The organism is Roseburia sp. AF25-13LB (assembly GCF_003478915.1).
Taxonomy (GTDB): domain Bacteria; phylum Bacillota; class Clostridia; order Lachnospirales; family Lachnospiraceae; genus Roseburia_C; species Roseburia_C amylophila.
Window position 1 is genome coordinate 12883 of sequence record NZ_QUFO01000008.1, and the last position, 18987, is coordinate 31869.

Annotated in this window: 15 protein-coding genes and 1 other RNA gene; all 16 read right to left on the reverse strand. The window is 41.6% G+C overall.

The annotated features are described in order from the left end of the window. Positions 1–113 precede the first annotated feature (113 nt). The 16 genes from DWY37_RS11275 to DWY37_RS11350 all read right to left on the reverse strand — a co-directional run bounded on the left by DWY37_RS11275 (position 114) and on the right by DWY37_RS11350 (position 18960). Positions 114–1187 (reverse strand): alpha/beta hydrolase family protein, encoded by a 1074-nt coding sequence (locus DWY37_RS11275; RefSeq protein ID WP_118544536.1) that lies wholly within the window; start codon positions 1185–1187, stop codon positions 114–116. A 62-nt stretch (positions 1188–1249) separates the two neighbouring features. Further along, positions 1250–1423, reverse strand: a complete 174-nt coding sequence (locus DWY37_RS11280; RefSeq protein ID WP_022244059.1) for a hypothetical protein — start codon at positions 1421–1423, stop codon at positions 1250–1252. A gap of 415 nt (positions 1424–1838) precedes the next feature. Then, positions 1839–2702 carry a C39 family peptidase gene (locus DWY37_RS11285; RefSeq protein WP_243092122.1) on the reverse strand — a complete coding sequence of 288 codons (864 nt, stop codon included), beginning with the start codon at positions 2700–2702 and terminating at the stop codon, positions 1839–1841. A gap of 130 nt (positions 2703–2832) precedes the next feature. Continuing rightward, complete coding sequence (locus tag DWY37_RS11290; RefSeq protein ID WP_118173230.1) at positions 2833–3873, reverse strand: zinc ribbon domain-containing protein; 1041 nt, start codon at positions 3871–3873, stop codon at positions 2833–2835. 151 nt (positions 3874–4024) lie between these two features. After that, the gene (locus DWY37_RS11295) at positions 4025–4762 is read right to left on the reverse strand and encodes a YdcF family protein (RefSeq protein WP_118541438.1); all 738 of its coding nucleotides are present in this window, start codon (positions 4760–4762) and stop codon (positions 4025–4027) included. Continuing rightward, positions 4759–7242 (reverse strand): YfhO family protein, encoded by a 2484-nt coding sequence (locus DWY37_RS11300; protein ID WP_118544535.1) that lies wholly within the window; start codon positions 7240–7242, stop codon positions 4759–4761. The genes DWY37_RS11295 and DWY37_RS11300 overlap by 4 nt, the downstream gene beginning before the upstream one ends. Before the next feature lie 2 nt (positions 7243–7244). After that, a complete protein-coding gene (locus DWY37_RS11305; RefSeq protein ID WP_243092123.1) occupies positions 7245–9143 on the reverse strand; it encodes an LTA synthase family protein in 1899 nt (632 codons plus the stop codon). Between the two features lie 83 nt (positions 9144–9226). Next, on the reverse strand, positions 9227–9784 hold the full coding sequence (gene efp, locus DWY37_RS11310; protein ID WP_022244047.1) for an elongation factor P: 558 nt from the start codon (positions 9782–9784) through the stop codon (positions 9227–9229). 159 nt (positions 9785–9943) lie between these two features. Then, a complete protein-coding gene (rpiB, locus tag DWY37_RS11315; protein ID WP_022244046.1) occupies positions 9944–10384 on the reverse strand; it encodes a ribose 5-phosphate isomerase B in 441 nt (146 codons plus the stop codon). Next, positions 10381–10893: a YqeG family HAD IIIA-type phosphatase gene (locus tag DWY37_RS11320; RefSeq protein WP_118057229.1), complete on the reverse strand. Its 513-nt coding sequence runs from the start codon at positions 10891–10893 to the stop codon at positions 10381–10383. The genes rpiB and DWY37_RS11320 overlap by 4 nt, the downstream gene beginning before the upstream one ends. 12 nt (positions 10894–10905) lie before the next feature. After that, positions 10906–11445 carry a hydrolase gene (locus DWY37_RS11325; RefSeq protein WP_022244044.1) on the reverse strand — a complete coding sequence of 180 codons (540 nt, stop codon included), beginning with the start codon at positions 11443–11445 and terminating at the stop codon, positions 10906–10908. Between the two features lie 89 nt (positions 11446–11534). After that, on the reverse strand, positions 11535–12197 hold the full coding sequence (locus DWY37_RS11330) for a J domain-containing protein (protein ID WP_022244043.1): 663 nt from the start codon (positions 12195–12197) through the stop codon (positions 11535–11537). A 28-nt stretch (positions 12198–12225) separates the two neighbouring features. After that, positions 12226–13125: a DUF5685 family protein gene (locus tag DWY37_RS11335; protein ID WP_117698087.1), complete on the reverse strand. Its 900-nt coding sequence runs from the start codon at positions 13123–13125 to the stop codon at positions 12226–12228. A gap of 25 nt (positions 13126–13150) precedes the next feature. Next, positions 13151–13546 (reverse strand): hypothetical protein, encoded by a 396-nt coding sequence (locus DWY37_RS11340; protein WP_118087563.1) that lies wholly within the window; start codon positions 13544–13546, stop codon positions 13151–13153. Between the two features lie 198 nt (positions 13547–13744). Continuing rightward, an RNA gene (gene rnpB, locus DWY37_RS11345) (RNase P RNA component class A) lies at positions 13745–14088 on the reverse strand. Between the two features lie 126 nt (positions 14089–14214). Then, the gene (locus DWY37_RS11350) at positions 14215–18960 is read right to left on the reverse strand and encodes a DUF5057 domain-containing protein (protein ID WP_118541432.1); all 4746 of its coding nucleotides are present in this window, start codon (positions 18958–18960) and stop codon (positions 14215–14217) included. Positions 18961–18987 lie beyond the last annotated feature (27 nt).

Here is an 18987-nt window from a genome sequence, read left to right on the forward strand (position 1 = left end):
TTAGATACGAAAGGCTTCCTTCCAATTTTTCGCTGTTTGAGCTCTCCGGCAATTCACAAACCTTATTTGAATACAACAGTACCATGCGAAGGAAATATTACACTATTTTTTCACTATTTTACATTATTCTTTTCACTATCTTCTTCCTGCTCCTGCCCTTCCAGAAACGCCTTTATCTTCTCACCATCCTCTAGTCGGATTTCTCCGTGGGAATTTCCATCAAAGGTAATATATTCGTAGGTCTTTCCTGCCTGCTCTAATGCTTCTGTTAATTTATCTGCCTGTGCAACGGATACTTTTTCATCTCCGGTAGCATGAATGATAAGCAGCGGTGTATTAATTTCATCCGCCCAATAGGTTGCAGAACGTTTCTCATATTCCTCCGGCATCTCTTCCGGGGAACCGCCTACCAAAGAATCGAATATGGTCTGCATATCACTCCTTTCCTCATATGACATAAAGCAATCGGAAAGGCCAGATACGACAACTGCCTTATGCACCCGCTCATCCCTTCTTAACACTTCATAAGTCATCATTCCGCCTCTGGAAATACCCATCATATTTATGGCATCCTTATCAATATAGGAAAATTGTTCACACAAGTCTAAAAGCCGGATAACATCATCCACATCCGCTCCGCCAAACAGGTCTTTTCCTTCACTGTTTCCACAGCCCCTATAGTTTGATGCAATGCAAATGGTATGAAGCTGATATGCATAAAAGCAGGTTTCTATATTTTCCAATGCTCCGTAATCCTGATTTCCACCATGATTATAAATAAGACAGGAAGTCTTTTTTCCATCCAGTAAATCTTTTGGTGCACTGAAATATCCTTCAATTTTCAATCCATCGCTATCATAATAAAACCGATAAGATACATATTCTGATAAATCGATTCCTGCCTGGCTCTCATAATCTTCCAGATCTATTTTTTCATATTCTGTAATTCCAGCCTGACGAAAGTTCTCTTCTACCAGCTCGTCTGCGTCCAAAGACTCTTTATCCGCAGGTGCAGTTTCTGTTTCCGATTCTGATTCTGATTCCATCTGCGTCTCTGTTTCCGTTTTATTTTCTGTCTCAGTCTTCGTTTTATTTTTTCCCCGATTTCCTGCCACTACAACTACAATCACTGCCAGAATAACAATTCCAAGCAGTACCCCAATTCCAATAACCTTTTCCTTTTTCATAATTTTTGCTAAACCTCCCGCCTTGCCGCTTCGATTTTCATCTTCCCTAACGCCTTTATCCGTTATTCTATAATCTCATACTGCATTAGTTCGTATTTTAACTTGCTTCCCTCCATAATTTCTGCCGGAAGAAGTGCTCTTGCCACAAGTTTCAAATCATCTGAAGCAATGTCTGTCCTCTTTAAATTTGCATAGTCTCCATCGATGGATACGACTTCGTAATACCATGTTTCCATGTTCTATAGCTCCCTTCTTGTTAAAATATTTGTAAAGGAGTGGGAAATGTGATGCCGGTTTTCTTCCGGCATTCGTGCGATGTAATATCTGGCTTATTCTCCGAACCCGGATGCTCCATAAGAACTGCAAGAGGCACTAAGAATTTCGATTTCATTTTTATTTTCTTCTGGCAACCGGTGCAAATTCACATCCATGTTCATATGCACCTCGCTGGCACTTCCATGTGCCAGCGTTGCCGGACTCCATCCGAAATTTTAAGTGCCTCTAACAGTCCTTATCAGGCATCCTCACTTCGGAGAATAAGCCAGATATTTCAACATCACTGTCGGAAGAACCACTGCCTATCTCTTTCCCACTCGCCTTTCAAATCATTTTATCAAGAATTATAGCAGATTTTCGTAAAGAATGCCACTTCTACTGATACACCCACAAATCCCGGATCTGGCTCATAAGGTCTTCTATCTTCCATGCCTTATTACTGTTCTTTTTACTATTGGAATCATTCACTGTTATTTTTCCTTCGGAATCTACTCCTGTTAAAACAACAAAATGTCCGGATGTGGTAAAATCTCCCGGTCCCATGATACAGATAATCGGATGTCCCTGGGATAATTCCTGCCGGATGCTGTCTTCATTTAAGCTCAGTTCCTGCGCGGATAAGCCAAGCTTTGTGGCAAGTTCCGTCATCATACTCCAGGAAGATCCGCTTCCATTGACATAGAAGCCATCCTCCTGTGCCATCTGGGCAACGGCATAAGGATTCATGGAAGTATCTCCGGTCAGTCCCACATAGACCATGGACAATGCCGTCGGACCACATCCTGTAATTGCAAGGAAATTATCTCCATAGGTTCTATAGCCCCAACGCTCGTCCCACTGAAGGAAAAGCGGTATTTTACCATCTGTTACATCCGATGAAATATCAATCGGCTGCTCGTTGTTTCCATTCTTCTTATAATCAAGCACAAACTGTCTTGCTTCTTCATTTTTCTCGTAAAGTTGTACAAGGCTTTCCGGATACCCCTCTGCCGTAAGTGTTGCCTCTGATTTTACATTCCAGTGATTTAAGAAGCCTTGCACAAATGATGTTCTGCCCGCGGCAAAAACTACCAGCAGAATTATTGCTGCCACAAATATTCTTTTGATTCTTCGCATTCTTCTTGCTTTTTTCCGGCGCATGCTCCGCTTTTTTATGTTCGTTGCATGTTGTGTATTCCGCTGTCCGGCTGCTCCTGATTGTTGTAAATTTCGTTGTCCTTCCTGTTCTGACTGCATCATAAAAAACACCCCTTTTTCATTCTTTACTCTTAGTAAAGCACACGAAAAAGGAGTGTTCTTAAAGATATTCTATTTCATTTCTTAGATTATTCTTAACAGAAAAATAAATTTCTAAATGATATATTAATATTTACCAGTCGCTATCCCAGTCAGATGAATTAGAATCCCAGCTGTCATTGGAATCCCAGTCATATCCACTGTCTGAACTGCTGTCCGAGCTGTCTGAGCCATAATGCTCTTCATAATATCTGCTGTCTTCAAAATTGGTAATGCTGTTATCCCAGTCATAGCCATTCTGATAAGTCATTTCATAATCAGAACGGTTATTTAAAATATCATCCGGTACCTCATCGCTGTCTATCTTATCATAGTCATAACCATCATACTCGAACCAGTTATTGTGGCTGTGTACATAGACCGTATTTTGGTACTGGTAATAACTTGCCTTCTTGTAATTATGTATCGGAATCAGAACGATTAAAAAGCACATCAGGAAACAAACGGCACAGGTTAAGAATTTCTTTCCGGCAAATCCCTGATATATCTTTTCAAATACCGTACTTTTTTCCCTTAAACCACAAACAATAAGGTCTAATATCACTGCCACAGGTGCTGCGGCAATCAGTGCAATAAAAAGTGCTGTTCCAATTCCCCGGTATAATGTATCTAACACAAAGAGTACAAAGGAACCAAAGAAGAAAAGAAAGAATGCTCCAATCCCGGCAAAGGTTCTTCCTATTACCTTTCCTGTTGACATTGGCTTTCTGTTATTTCCATAACTGCTTCTTACATTTCCAGCCCGATTATGTTCCTTCTGGTTTAAGATTTCCTCTTTTAACTTAAGATACAGTTCATTTACCGCATAGGCTTCATCCGTTCCCTGATAGCGAATTGCCCGCTCGCCGTTTGCCTTGTTCTTATAGACAATGACATTCTGTCCTTCCCGGTAAATACCAAAGGCTTTGGGCTGTGTGTAATTGATTCCGATAAAGAATCTCGTCACTTCATACGGTGGCAGATTCCGCGCCTGATACCACTGCTGCAATTCTTCAATAGTCTTTGGCGTATGGTCTGCAGTACGCTTTACTGCCTGATTGGTGGCTCCACAGTAAGGACATTTTTCATCTGTTTCCTTAATGATGGAGCCACAGTATTCACATTTAATCTCCATAGCTATATAAACCCTTTCTCCATAAAACTCCTGTTACTTTTTATACTATTCTATTCTTCCACCCGATACAAGCCCATTTAGAACAACGAATGTGCCTTGGCACACATTAAAGTCTCCGGTCAGTCTTTGACTTTTCCATTCATCCGCATAATTACAGCAAAAATTTTATCTCTGCTAAAAATTCCCGCAGCATATTATTTGGAAGATAAACCGGTGTAGACTTTGCTGCTATTCCACAGACATTGTCCAGTCCGTATTTTCGTGCAATCTGCTTTGCCCGGAACAGATGAAAATCATTGGTGATAATTCCAACGGATGCCCCATCTTTTATCAGTGCCTTGCTGTACTCCATATTCTGCTCTGTATTTAAGGACTTATCCTCTAAGAGAATCCGGGACGCATCAATCCCCTGTTTTTTTAAATACTGTGCCATTCCTTCGGCTTCGGAATATGGTTCATTTGCACCCTGTCCGCCGGATACGATACAGATTGTCTTTGGATTATCCTCTAAATATTCCACTGCCTCATCCAGCCGGTATTTTAACGCAGCACTTGGTCCGCTTTCCCTCACCTGTGCCCCCAGCACAATAATATAGTCAAGTCCCGCTTCGCCTTTTTCATGCATCTGACTTATGATACAGCCTTCTACGATGAAAAATGCTGTAAATCCCACTGCAACGACAGCAATACAGATTCCCTTAACCAGCCGGGGAACTTTCTTCCAGAAAGATTTCCAGACAGAATACCCAAACAGGAAGGAAAGTACCGCCAGCCCAATCCACACAAGAAAAAATGATGTTCCGGAACCCGTTGCCAGTACCATCCCCGAATAAACAACACAAAGTACCGCCAGTACCGTAAATATCAGAAATGTTATTTTTTTCTTCATGCCCTCTCTCCTCGTTTCCTCACAACAACCGGTATCCAGGTAATGCAAAGGAATAAGAACAATGCTCCACCGGAAAGCAATGCTCCCAGTTTCAGATTCGGTGTTGTATATTTTAATATAATATCATGGCTGCCTTCTTTTAATGGAATGCTGATAAACGCATCGCAGAAATGCTCATAATCCACTTCTTCCCCATCCACAAAGACATGCCAGCCTTCATCATCCGGCACGGACAGCAAAAGAGTTCCGGCTTTTTTTTCGTTGATGCTGCCTTCGATTCTGCTGTCACTGTAGGATTTTAACTCCATGGTCTGCTGGGATAATGTATGATATGCTGCCTGAAATGCTGCATCATTTAACCGGTAGCCCTGCACCAGTATCTGATCCGTATCGGCAGAAGTCAGCGTAATATCTTCCCCAGCCTCACAATAGCCCAAATCCAGTAAATAGACATGATCACATTTAGAAAATGTCCGCGTGCGGTTTCCAGTGGTTGCGGTAATGGTTTTGGCATCCTTCATCGTATAATAACCATAATAATAGCCGGTTTCCGTTACCTGAATCACGGTTTTGCCATCATGTAATTCTGCATCCACCGGCTCTAAAAGATTCTCCGTTGCACCAAGGGCATAGGCGAGTTCATTCTGTGCCATTATCGGTGTTCCAAGGGTAAAATCCCACTTTTCCGTCAAATCACTATCTACCATAAAACCAAGTGGCAGTGTATAAGTATTTTCATATAAGTATATGCCATTCTGTTCTGATATCAGACTTCGATACGGACTTTCCTCTTCTGCACTGTCCGTCAGGATATATTTTACCGAAAGCAGCGAGGAAGTAAGCATCGTTGCACCATTATAGCAGTAATAATTCTTACCGCCTTCCATTCCCATCTCCCGGTAGAAATCTGCCACATCTTTATTTATAAGAGAAGAAAAAACAGATGCGGATGCATAGTTTGAAAGTGCCGACTCATTCTTCGTCATCCGGTTAAACTTATCCATACGGAAGAAACCGTCATCCTCTGCTCCTGCTGTCTCCGCCAGTGTTTTATAATCCTCTAAATGCTGGGTATACAGCGTCCGGCTGGTAGTAGAAATACTGGTCGTGTCAAGATTTACGCCTGCCTCGGCACATACCAGAATCACCGCAAATATCGATACGATAGTCCGCATCGTCTTATCCTTCCGCCGATAGAATAACAGCAGCAGTGTATAACCTAAAATCAAAAGACCTGTTAAAAGCATCTGCTCTGGTGTCACCTGTTCTAAATCTGTAAACCGGAAGCATAAAACCAATATCAGCTCCGCTAACAGGAATGCGAATAGGATTTTAAAAATACTATTGCCTTTTTCTTCCCGCACTGCCTCATAACCTAAGGTCAGCAGTAAAAATGCAAATAAAAAGGTCTGTCTTGCCGGAAGTCCATCCGGGAAATGAAATCCATGCCAGATAAAATCCAGCTTATTATTTGCAAAGCTCACAAAGAAAAACGCCACCAGTAAGAGTCTTGGAATCTTTGCACCAATTCGGATCCTGCGATTCAAAAGATAAAGGAATAATAATAATAAAATTGCCGCTCCGCAGTAAAGATTTGGCATATGTCCTACCGTAGAAGACGGCTCGACACCAATGCAGAACCTTGCTGCTTCATCCAGCAGGCCAAAATACCACTCCATTTTTTCCGGAAAAGAGATTCCACCGGAACCACTTCCGCTTAATGCCACTATCTCCGGCAGAATCAGTACTGCTCCCATACCGCCTGCCAGGATGGAGCCGGTCGCAAATTTAAGAATTGCTTTTCCTATCCCGCTTTTCTGCTCTAATATCAGAATCACAAAATAAAGCACCAGATAGATGCAGACCATAATGGAAATATAGTAGTTTGAAAGAATCGAAACCGCCAGTGTTACCACATAAAGCGTCATCTTCTTTCCTTCTACCAGTCTTTCCAGACCCAGCAAAATAAGCGGCAATAACACCACCGTATCCAGCCACATAATATCCCAGTTATAAGCACACATAAACCCGGACAACGCATAGAATACCGCAAATAAAGCAATGCGATATCCATTATCTTTATAATGCCGGTTTAAGTAAAATGCAAAAGTAAGTCCGCTAAGTCCAGTCTTAATTAGAATCAATACCGTCATAAATTCGATTACCAGATTAGACGGACATAATAATAACAGCCAGTTAAAAGGACTGGATAGATAATATGCCATCAGGGATACAAAATCTGTACCAAGCCCCAGATTCCATGTATATAATAACCCGCTTCCGCTCTTTAACTTATTCATGAATTCCGTAAAAAACGGTGCATACTGGTGATACATATCAATATGCAGAAAACACTGATTGCCAAAAGGATAAATCTCATGGCCGATGCAGACTCCCAGTGCAAGAAAAAACGGAATGCAAAAAGCCAGTATTAACGGCATCTTCTTATTGTTTTTGATTCGAAGTAATCTTTCCTTCATTTCTATTTTTCTCCATCCCAGTCAAATAAAAGATAATACTGCAACGTCTGATAATTAAGCCACGCATCACTGCCTTCTGCTTCCGTATGCTGCGTGGAAATCAATGGCATCTCCTTCTTCTGTTCCAGTAAATAATTCTGATAATCCGACAACGGAACTCCTGCTGCTTCCATCATCTGTGCCCCCAGATAGTTGGCACTGCTCTCCTGATTTACCGCCTCATCAATATCATAATTTGCCCAGATAACATAAGGCACCTTATAACGAAGCTGATTTTCTTTTTCTGTTAAATCAGAGGATGATTTGCCTTCTAAATTCCAGATTGGCTCCACCACCGCATCTGTCGGCTGGTGGTCACCAAAGAATACGATAACCGTAGGTTCGTCCTGTGTCTCAAAATAATCAATCAGCTTTTCCAATGCTGCATCCGATAATTTTACCAGTGTCAGATATTCCGATAATTGGGCAGATACCGTTCCATCTACTGTAACATTTCCCTGAAGATTCTGATAGCCGTCGGTATATGGGCTGTGATTCTGCATGGTTACATTAAAGATAAATGCCGGCGTTCCTGCATCCTTCTTCTCATATGTCTCAATAATCTTATCCACACAGGATGAATCATCAATATAGCCCCGCTCATAGGTGGAACCATAGAAATCCGTGGAAGAATAAAAGCTGTCAAATCCCAGCAGCGGATATATCTTATCCCGGTTCCAGCCGGACGCATAATACGGATGCATGGCATAGGTCTCATAGCCCAAGCTCTTTAGATAGGATGCCATGCTTGGTGTATCCTTCGTAATATACTGCTGATACGGAATACTACCAGCCGGAAGAAATGCCATGGTATCTCCCGTTAAAAATTCAAATTCCGTATTTGCTGTATTTCCACCCTTCACCGATACATTCAAATATCCGGTCTGGGTATTTTCTGCCCCCTGTTGCAGGCTGTGAATAAACGGCATATAGTCTTCATTTACCGGAAGTACCTCATCGGACAGGACCCCCAAATCGGAAAAGGCTTCATCCATAATGACGATAACATTCGGAAGCTGGTCTGTTGTTTCTTTCTGATTTGTGAATTCCTTTCCAACATTATTTCTCTGGTCGGATGCCGTCCAGTCAAGACCATCCTCATTTTCTAATAATTCCTTTGCCTTTTCAACAGAATATCCTTCCGGCTTCTCCACCTTAAGATACTGCATATCCATAAGAAACGTCACTGCAAAGCCATTTCGTTCATACATGACTGTAGGCGTAAAAAGGAACGGATAAAGCTGTAATTCACTTACCATTGCATCATCCTGTACCATCCAGCCAATTCCTGCCATACAGGCAACAGAAATCACAGCACTACCTGCGCGGAGCAATATCTTTTTCCGTGAAATATGAATCTTTGCATAACGCTCCGTAAATGCCAGAAAGAACATCAGAAGAATCAACGCAATCTGACGGGACGGCAACATATAATTATAGCCTCCGGCAACACTGGCTGCCGTTCCAAGAGACAGCAAATCCCATGGCACCACCGGAGAACCACGGAAGGAAATGACATAATAATTCGCAATGCTCAATGCAATTCCAAGAATTGTTTCCGTACGAAGTGCAATCACTGCACTTCCGGTAATTGCCAGTAGCAGCCACACAAAAGCCTCAAATAAAATGAGATTTAGAATTTGTGCTCTCCATCTGGTTCTTACAAAAGGATTATATGTCATAAATGCAGTAATATAAAAAAGCAGAACCGGATATCCGAATAATATCGCATATTTCAGCCATTTTGGTGCTTCTGCATGATAAATCCTTTTTATGAAATTTTTCTCTTTTCTGCTTTCTTCCTGCATAGCCTGTTTCCTCAACTTTCCATTCTCATTGCCATAACCTGCTGGTACTGCCACTGACAGTTCTTTCCTAATACCCGGCAACAGAAAAAGGAGTTTCAAAACAACTGTTTTGAAACTCCCACATATTTCGCATGAAATTATACTCTGGATAAATACTCACCAGTTCTTGTATCGATTTTAATGACATCATCCTGCTCTACGAATAATGGAACCATTACAGTTGCACCAGTCTCAACAGTTGCAGGTTTTGTTGCACCTGTTGCAGTATCACCCTTGAATCCAGGTTCTGTCTCTGTAATCTGAAGTTCAACAAACAATGGTGGTTCAACAGCAAATACGTTGCCATTGTGAGAACAGATTTTACACATTTCGTTCTCTTTTACAAATTTTAAAGTATCACCGATGGTTGTCTTATCTAAAGCAATCTGCTCATAGTTTTCAACATCCATGAAGTAATACAAATCTCCGTCAGAATATAAATACTGCATATCTTTACGGTCGATACGTGCCTGTGGGCATTTCTCTGTTGGACGGAAAGTTTTCTCAACTACACCGCCACTCTTGATATTCTTTAATTTGGTTCTGACAAATGCAGCACCCTTTCCAGGTTTAACGTGCTGGAATTCAATAATCTGATAAATATTTCCTTCTAATTCGATTGTAATTCCGTTTCTGAAATCTCCTGCTGAAATCATCGATATTCCTCCTAATTTTCGTTGCTAAGCACCATAAGACGCTGCCATCGGCAGGTTCTTACGGGTATTGGAAAAAATTCTCATTCCAAACTTGTCACTCACTCGTTCTATTCTATAATAAAACAAGCCATTTTTCAACCTTTTTTTTGTGACTTTACCCTATCTTGATTCAATTTCGTGAATCATGGCAATACGTTTTTCATGTCTGCCACCCTGAAATTCTGCATTCAGGTATGCTTTTACAATATCTTTTGCCTTCTCGATTCCAACAATTCTTGCTCCAAATGCGATGATATTGGCATTGTTATGTTCTTTTACCAGATGCGCAGTTGTTACATCAGAACATACTGCTGCACGGACACCTTTTACCTTATTGGCAGCCAAAGAGATTCCAACCCCGGTACCACAGATTAATACGCCACAGTCTACTTCCCCGGCTGCAACTGCGCGTCCTACTTTTTCACCATACTCCGGATAGTCACAGCTCTCGGTAGAATCTGTTCCGTAATTTACAACTTCATGTCCCATTTCCTCTAAATACTTTTTAATTGCGAATTTCATTTCGACTGCACTGTGGTCATTTCCAATTCCGATTTTCATAATTTTTCTTCCTTCTTTCTCTTCCTTGTATAAAAAAATAACACTATTTTCTCCAGGTATCTCTTTAAAACAATCTGTATTTCTTCTTTCGGATGTATCGGTTTTACCAGAATCGTACGGATTCCTGCGCGGTTTGCCCCATACACATCCGTAAATATCTGGTCTCCCACAAATAACGTATTCTCCGTGGTGGTTCCCATCTCTTCCATTGCCTTAAGATAATTTTTCGTTGACGGTTTTCCTGCCTTGTAAATATAAGAAACATTTACCGCATCATTGAACATCTTCACCCGTGGTTCCTTGTTATTCGATAACAGCATACAATGATAACCCAGCTCTTTTAAATGAGAAAACAGCTTTTTTGCCCGCTCATCCGCCGGTGCTCCGTGTGGAACAAGAGTATTATCAATATCAAAAATAATGCCCCGGTATCCCTCTTCATAAAGTTTATCAAAGTCTATGACATAGGTAGAATCCAGATATTCATCGGGATAAAATCTTTGCAGCATATCCTGTCTCCTTTATTTAATCAGTGCAGAAATCTGTTTAAATACCGGTCCGCCTGCCTTACGTGTCAATTCAAATAAAATAGCTTCCTTAGATGTAATCAGAATGCCTTCCTGTTCTGCTCTCTTTAAACCAAGTTCCTTATCCAGTTCTTTTCTTGAAGATACACAGTCTGCTACGATAACCGGCTGATATCCTGCTGCCTTTAAATCAATGGCTGTCTGAAGTACACAGATATGTGCTTCAATTCCGCAAATCAGGACATTTTTACGCTCTTTATCCATTGCTTCATATACAGCTTCTGTTTCATATGCAGAAAATGTGGTCTTGTCATATGCCACATCACTTCCAATTGCTTCACAAATCTCTGGAATATTATTTCCTAATCCCTTGGCATACTGTGTGGTCAATACCATCGGAATTTCCAATAAGTTCAATCCCTTTAATAATGCAGCAGAATTTGCCACAAGTTCCTCTCTGCCTGACATTGCCGGCAAAATCTTCTCCTGATAGTCAATTACGATACATGATGTATTTTCAGCTAAAATTCTCATTTCTAATCTCCATTTCTGTTTTTTCATTCTACAGTATAGCAGAAGTTTTCATTCTTGCAAATAAAAAAGAACTTCTAAAATATGATTTTCTAATATGGTCTGAAACAACAACAGTTACATAAAAGATTCAATAACAGCATACTCATGCACCAGCCGCTGCTGCCGGAATATGGCCGTTCATATTCACCGCCTCTGCTCTGATACCAGGTTCCGCCAAACTCTAACTGCTGCTGCAGCTGACGATATTCCATATTACTCGGTTCCATATTGACAGCCTGACTGGCATGCTCCTTTGCCGTTACATTATTACCGCTTCCGGCATTGGCAATTGCACTGTAATAATACCAGCGTGCCGTTCTGTCAGAAATGCCATCTAACACATGCAATGCTTCTTTAAAACAACGATTCCGGATGTAATTTGCAGCCGCCTGCATCTCTACCGATTCACCGGAAGCACTGCTGCCATAACCGCTGTTTCCATATGCACCATTGGTTCTGCCATAGCCAAAACCACCATAACCGTAGGCGCCACCGCCGCCGTAACCGCTTCCATAGCTGTAACCCTGCTGTTTCTGTTTCATAATCTGGTCATACGCCATCTGTACTTCTTTAAATTTTTCTTCTGCCTGTGCACGGTCAGGATTATTTACATTGGCATCCGGATGATATTTGCGGCTCAGATTCCGGTATGCCCGTTTGATTTCTTCATCTGTTGCTCCCGGAGCTATGCCCAGCACTTTGTATGGGTCCATACTACTTACTCCTTCTTAATTCTTAACTTCACTTTGTTGCACTTTTCCTGTCTGCCTTCTGTTTTTCGGCTTTCTGTTTTTCAAGAAGCTTCTGCTGCTTCCGCTCACGTTTCAGTCTGTTGTACTCATATTTCGTCCAGACTCCGGAATATAATACATTCCGCAGAATGTCCGCATGCATAAGAATTGGCAGACGTTCAAAGGACTTGGCACACTCTGACATCATACTGGTCAGCAACAGCTTCACAAAGGTATCCAGATTCTGCATATCCTCTTTCCGCTGTACCCGGAAAACATTGTATGCATTTTTACGCTTATCTGTTTCAAAATCCTCATAGGCATCCATCAGATAAACAAACTTCCCTAAATAGAATCCAAAATATCTGAGTTCTTCTGCCCATATATCTTCCCGCCATGCAAAAATTTCGCCCAGCATGGTTCCTGTCAGTCCTGATATTTTATCAATATTAGATTCCTGTGCATCCTCTGCCTTACCCAGTTCTTCGATATAGGTTTCTACTGCCTTTACCTGTCTTGGGTATTTTGCCATGATGCGATTATAATCTTTTCCCAGCATTCTGGCAAATGCTTTTTTCGAATAAGAACGATTGTCTCTCCAGTCATCTTCAAAATTCTGGTAGGAAAGAATAATATTCATATCAGCAGCATATTCTGTTGCTTCATTGATTCTGGCTGTCCGTTTTTTCGTCGGATGCAGTGCACATACAAAATCTGTGCTTTTATCCTCCAGCTCATAAAGTCCGGTCAGAAGCACTACCAGAAATGTCATGTCATAGTTTAAAAGCATCTGGCCTTTACGGCCGGAAACCTCCTTTAGTTTCTGACAAAGTCCGCAGTAATAACCCTGGTAAATCTTTTTATTTTCATCTGATAATTCATTACGATTGATATTTACATATCCAAACATACTGCTTCCTCCAAATAGCTACAGCTCAACTTTTCTTTATGAATTCCATTCTGCATTTTGGACAGGTAATGCAGATTTTACCTTTTCCTTTTGGAACACGAACCTTCTGTTTACATCCCGGGCAACGATAAAACCGGTAAATCTTACGCTGCTGCCACTGTTTCTTCCATGCATCCTTTTTTACCACCACACGATATTTTGCATTCAAATACTTCTGATTCTGTGCATACATCTTGGAAATGTTCTTCGAAAACATACGATAATAAGTATACACCAGAAGAACAATTCCAGCTATATAAAATATACCAAGGTGACTAAAAATTGAAACTACCAGTAATATCAGTGCAATTCCAAGATATAATCTTGATAACTGATCTACTCCATATCTTCCTGACATAAATCTCGCTAACTTCTCTTTCAAATATAAGACCTCTCTTCTTTTTATATCTACGCACTGCCACCGGCAGTTCCTTACGGATGCTTACGCAAAAATATGGTGATATGTATGTTCACATATCACCATACCCTGATATTCATCTTAAGTCCCCTGCTTTTCTGTGTCAACAGAGTTATTGTCTTTTAAGAAACATTTTAGAATTACATTAGATTTGATAGTAAGAAACCAAGCAGGGCTGTAAGCCGGGTTATGTTGAAAATGGTCATCTATCTAGGACGGCTGTTGCCAACCGCCTCAAGCAACCTACCTTAAGCTGGCGGGCCACGTCAATGCTTAAATCTGGTCTTGCTTCGAATGGGGTTTACAGAGCCATCTCTGTTACCAGAGATGCGGTAGTCTCTTACACTGCCTTTCCACCCTTACCAGTTACCTGGCGGTACATTTCTGTTGCACTTTCCTTGGAGTTGCCTCCACCGGACGTTATCCGGCATCCTGCCCTGCGAAGCCCGGACTTTCCTCGTCTGTATGTCTTTCGACAATGCAGCCGCGACCATTCACCCTACTTGGTTCTTCATGGTTTTATTATATGGTAACGTTACCAGTTTTTCAACCTTTTTTTGATTTTACGAATTGCTTTTCCGGTCTTATACGATTTCGTTCCCATTTTTCCAATAAAATTTTTTTCTTTTGTTCTAATCCAAATCAAACAGCGTTGTTCCTAATATTTTCATAGATGCACTGCTCTGTGGAATGCCCTGGGCATTTTCACCCAGACCATAGCTGTCTCCATAATAGTCAAAGGTACTGACTGCATGAACTGCAATCCGCATATTACCATTGGTAATTGCCTCCTGTACTTTTGTATCCGTCAGATTATGAACTGTGACTTTATACACTTCCCCGCTCTTTAAGCCTCTCAGTCTTCCGGCAGAATCTGTCGTAACCGTATCTCCGTTTACTGCTTCTGTTGTGATATACACCTGATTTTCTGCTACCTGTACCGGAATTGCAATACTGCTGCCATTTTTATCTACCATGGAATAATCCACACTGATTTCCTTATCTGATGTGACGAGATTCGAATCTGTTACGGTATAATAAAAATTTACTTCATTTTCCAGTGCCTTATTTCCGATGGCATTATCAGTATGTACATAAACAGCTTCCTTTTCTGCTGAAGTACGGCTTCCATTCTCTAAAAGCTTTACTACCGGATCTTTGATTCTTGTCTTGTACGCTGCAACAATGGTATTAAAGAATAACTGCTTCTCATTCACGTTACTTATTGTACTGTGTCCCACACCGGAATAGGTAATATTTCCAATGTTGTAAATATAATAATTGTTCCGCACATCATTCGGGGAACTGGTATATATCGCCGAACCATCACCGGATGCACCCAGACAGTACCACACTACAATATCACTGTTTTCATCTCCATCCATATCCTCATCCATATTCAGCTGATAATACTGGTAATGGGTATTAGCTATCGTAATCTGACTGCCAATCTCATATGGATAATGGGTAATCTGTCCATCATTTACCTGGGTTGCATACATGCTGGCATTGTTTTTCAGGTTTCCAAGAGAAACATCATTTCTTTGTGTTGGTAACGGAAGTGTACGCCACATCATGTACTGGTTATAAGCATACTTTGCTTCCGTTGTACACTGCCACGGAGCATTATAATAATAATGGAAATTGATTGCACCATAAGTATAACCCTGTGACTGTCCATAGGACTGCTTCTGATTCGTTCCCGGTACATACGCAATATCCTTATCACTTCCTAATACTGCAGAAGTCAGTGCCCCGCTGCCATCCGGATTCTCCCTTGTAGTTACGCCACCATGTGCCGTATCAATGGTTCCGGTTGTTATCTCATTGCCGGAGGCATCTGTAGTAGTACTGATGTCTAAAAGCTGTCCTTCCTTTAATAGCAGGGAACGAAGCTGTGCCGCCTGCGGGTCTTTGGAAGTCCTCTCATTATAAGTAATTCCATAACGGTCCATTCCAAGAACACCACGGAATTTCCGGTTTACCGTATAGCCCCAGTGACGTTCTACCTGGTTAAAATCTCCTGCATTACCCTGGTTGCTAAGCCAGCCCGGGTTCCATCCATTATCGCCATCCGGATTATCCTGACAGTACATCTGCTCGGTTGCCACATTGACAAAGGAAGAGGTATCATGGGTAAACAATACACTCCGTCCGCTGACTATATAATCATCTACTGCTGCCAGCGTGTCAGCATTGGTCATATCCGAATAACTGTCCTGGAAACCAAAGATTAACATCTGATAATCCTTCAGCTGTTCAAAGGATGTATATTTGCCATCGAAATTGCGTATTGGAATGGCGGTAATTTCAAACCGGACTCCCTCTGTATTTTCAAAATTGCTGATAAAATCCTGCATGTCTCTATCTTGAGAAAGATTAAAGTAACCGCCCCATTCATTATTATTTCCCATAATCTGAAGTACCTTAACAACCTGTACACTGTCATCACCAGCTGGTCTTGATACAATCGTATAACCTGTCTTAGCCGTACGGATATAGGCATTGGTGGTCTGGGTCAGTTCCAGTTTCCAGGTCAGCATACCACGATAGTCACCTGGAATGTCTTTCTCAAGATAGTACTCCTGTCCGCTGCTTAACTGATATTCTCCTGCTGCATCCCGGTTGACTTCATTGCCGGAAGCATCAAAAATGATGCAGTCCTTCTGCCGTTCGGAATAGGTATCATTTTCGATAAATTTACCATCGGCATTCATATCAAAATAAAGTCCTGCATGATATACCGTAGCCGCACTGGCATCTACGGAACTGTCAATCCGGAAGCGGTAACGCAGCGTATAGACTCCGGAATCCTTCTTATCGGTACGGATTTCTACTATTTTATTGCCATAATTGTTATCCGTAGTACGTGCTGTTCCTGTACTTAATGCCGTATCACTCTCTTCTACTCCGGTAGACGGATTGAGCATGGCAAGTTTAACCTTTGGCATATTAATATAGTACCGGAAGCTGCTCTCATCATTTGGCTTGCCTTCGGTATCCAGGTAAAAGACATTATCCTGTGCCAGATTTTCCTTTGCGAACTGATATAAAACAGAAGAATTATCTACCACCTTTGCATTGATTTCACCTTCTGTGGTCACAAAATTCTGTGCAAAAAGAACCGGATATTTCGCTCCGAGGAATTCTTCCAGATCACGTTTCTTGCTCTCTGTTATATCATTTCCGCTGGCACGGTATACTCCTACATTTCCTACTGTAACGGTAATTTCCTGACGGTCATTTCTATTCTTTGGATTATCATACTGGAAACCACTGATGGTCTTTGTTGCGGTAACGAGCTTACCTAATCCGCTGTCCCACTCATCCCGGTCACCGTATGGGTCTCTTGAGCTGTCCGGATTGCCTCCATAGAGATAATTCGATGTATTATTATCTACATAATCGGTATCTAAAAGTCCGCCAAGAATAGCCTTTCTTAAGAATGCATCCCCGGTATGTGCATAGACCAGTCCGTTCATCAGCGAATCATTATAAACCGTATTTCCTTCAGCATCACGGTTCATATAATCCCCCTGAAGCTTTGCATCAGAATTTCCATTCTCTCCGGCATAACCAAGCCCAAAGTAAACCAGGTCGTATTTCATATTCATGTCTTCGATTTTACCAATAAACTCCGCTGAAGTCATCCGGGTAATGCTGATATTTTCAATGGCAACACCTGTCCAGTCTGCCAGCTTCTTTTTGGTAAGAATCCTGTCATCAGCTGTATTTTCATCAAGATACAGTGCGCCCATTGCCGGTTCGATATCCAGCACCCGCAGCTCCTCTTTATCACTAAAGGTTCTCTCATACGGATAATTTAAAATATACTGTAAGACCATGTTCTTTGAAAGCGTGGTATCAATCGCATCCGCTGATGTACGGAGGGTATTCTCCTGTTCAATCAATGCCCGGACGGATGCAAATCCCTCCGCCTCCTGCAGCTCCTGTGGAAAAGCTTCCAGCAGACCGGTAAATACATGCTGACGTACCCCGTCTGCATCTGTCATTTTCATGCAGTAAACATTATTTTCCGCATAATTAGTATCATTGCCGGTGTAATTGCTGTTTAAAGAAGCGGTATCACATAATTCTGCCGCATCCACAGACTGCGGGTCATCCTTTAACTCCTTCTGGATGCTCCACACCACAAGCTTTGCAATATCAGAAGTATTATAATCAGTAAGTGCACTTTCTAAGACAGTGGAATCAATAAGAACCGGTGCTTTTCCTAAAATTTTCTTATATATTTTATCCACCTGTGCAAGAAGCTCCGGAGAAGAAAGCTGATATTTCATTCCGGTATCATAACCCTGTCCGCCGATATAAATAAAATCCATACTGGATACATCTACAGAAGCAAGTCCAGACTCTGTCACTGCCGTTACTTCCACCTTTAAATCATCCTTGGACAATGCTCCTAATACATAGTCCCGGAACAGGTTATTATTATAAAGTCCACCGGTATACCAGACAGAACCCATCTCCACCTGACAGGACTGATTTGCACTGTCCTCTTCCGCTGTTCCCGGTACAAATGCAAATGCACCATCCCCTGATGCAGTATATGAATATGGTTTTACAGCATCTAACTGTGCCAGATAATGCCCATGTTCTGAATCTGCTCCAACGTAGTAAAAATCTGAAATATAGTAATAATTACCACCTGTCATAGGATTTTCAACTGCTTCATAATAACCATCTGTTCCATTATCCCGGTACTCATATGGCTGGTTATATGGTGCTTCATCCCTAAGTGGTGTTCTCCGTTCAAATTCTACTGCATAATCCCCAGTTGCATTATAAGAGAAGGAAACTACATTGGGATTATAGTTTCCGTCATAATCCTGCCGGTAAGCATAATGTCCCTCAGCAGTAATTGTCTCATACTGTTCTTCCGGAAATACCAGCTTCTTGTAGTCCTTCTGCTGCTCCTCTGTCGGGAAAAAAGTCTCCTCATAAGCTTCTGCATAAAGTGGTGTCTTAGATGTATCACCGGAAGCTATCTTCCCGTCCTCCAAACGCTGCTTTAAGCTGTTGATATAATTCATTCTCTCCTGCTGCGTATTTTCGATACCATTCTCTGCAAAGTAAGCCAGCATTCCATCTGCTGCTAGGGCTACCGGCTCACTGCCCGCTGCAAGATAGCCCATTTCACTTTCTGCTCCATCCGGCATAATCTCTAAAATCCGATAGGTCTTATCTTCTGTTGCCATCTTCTGTGCAACGATACTTTCCACCCCCGGCAGTACTCCGTTTGCTGAAGTCTCTACCGGCCGGAATGCAGCAACCGCAACTGTTATACCTGCTACTGCTGCTACCGTTGCCTGAATGATTCTCTTTCTGGAATTTTTCAAAGAATTCTTCCGTTTCATATATCCTGTCCTCTTTTACTTCTCAAC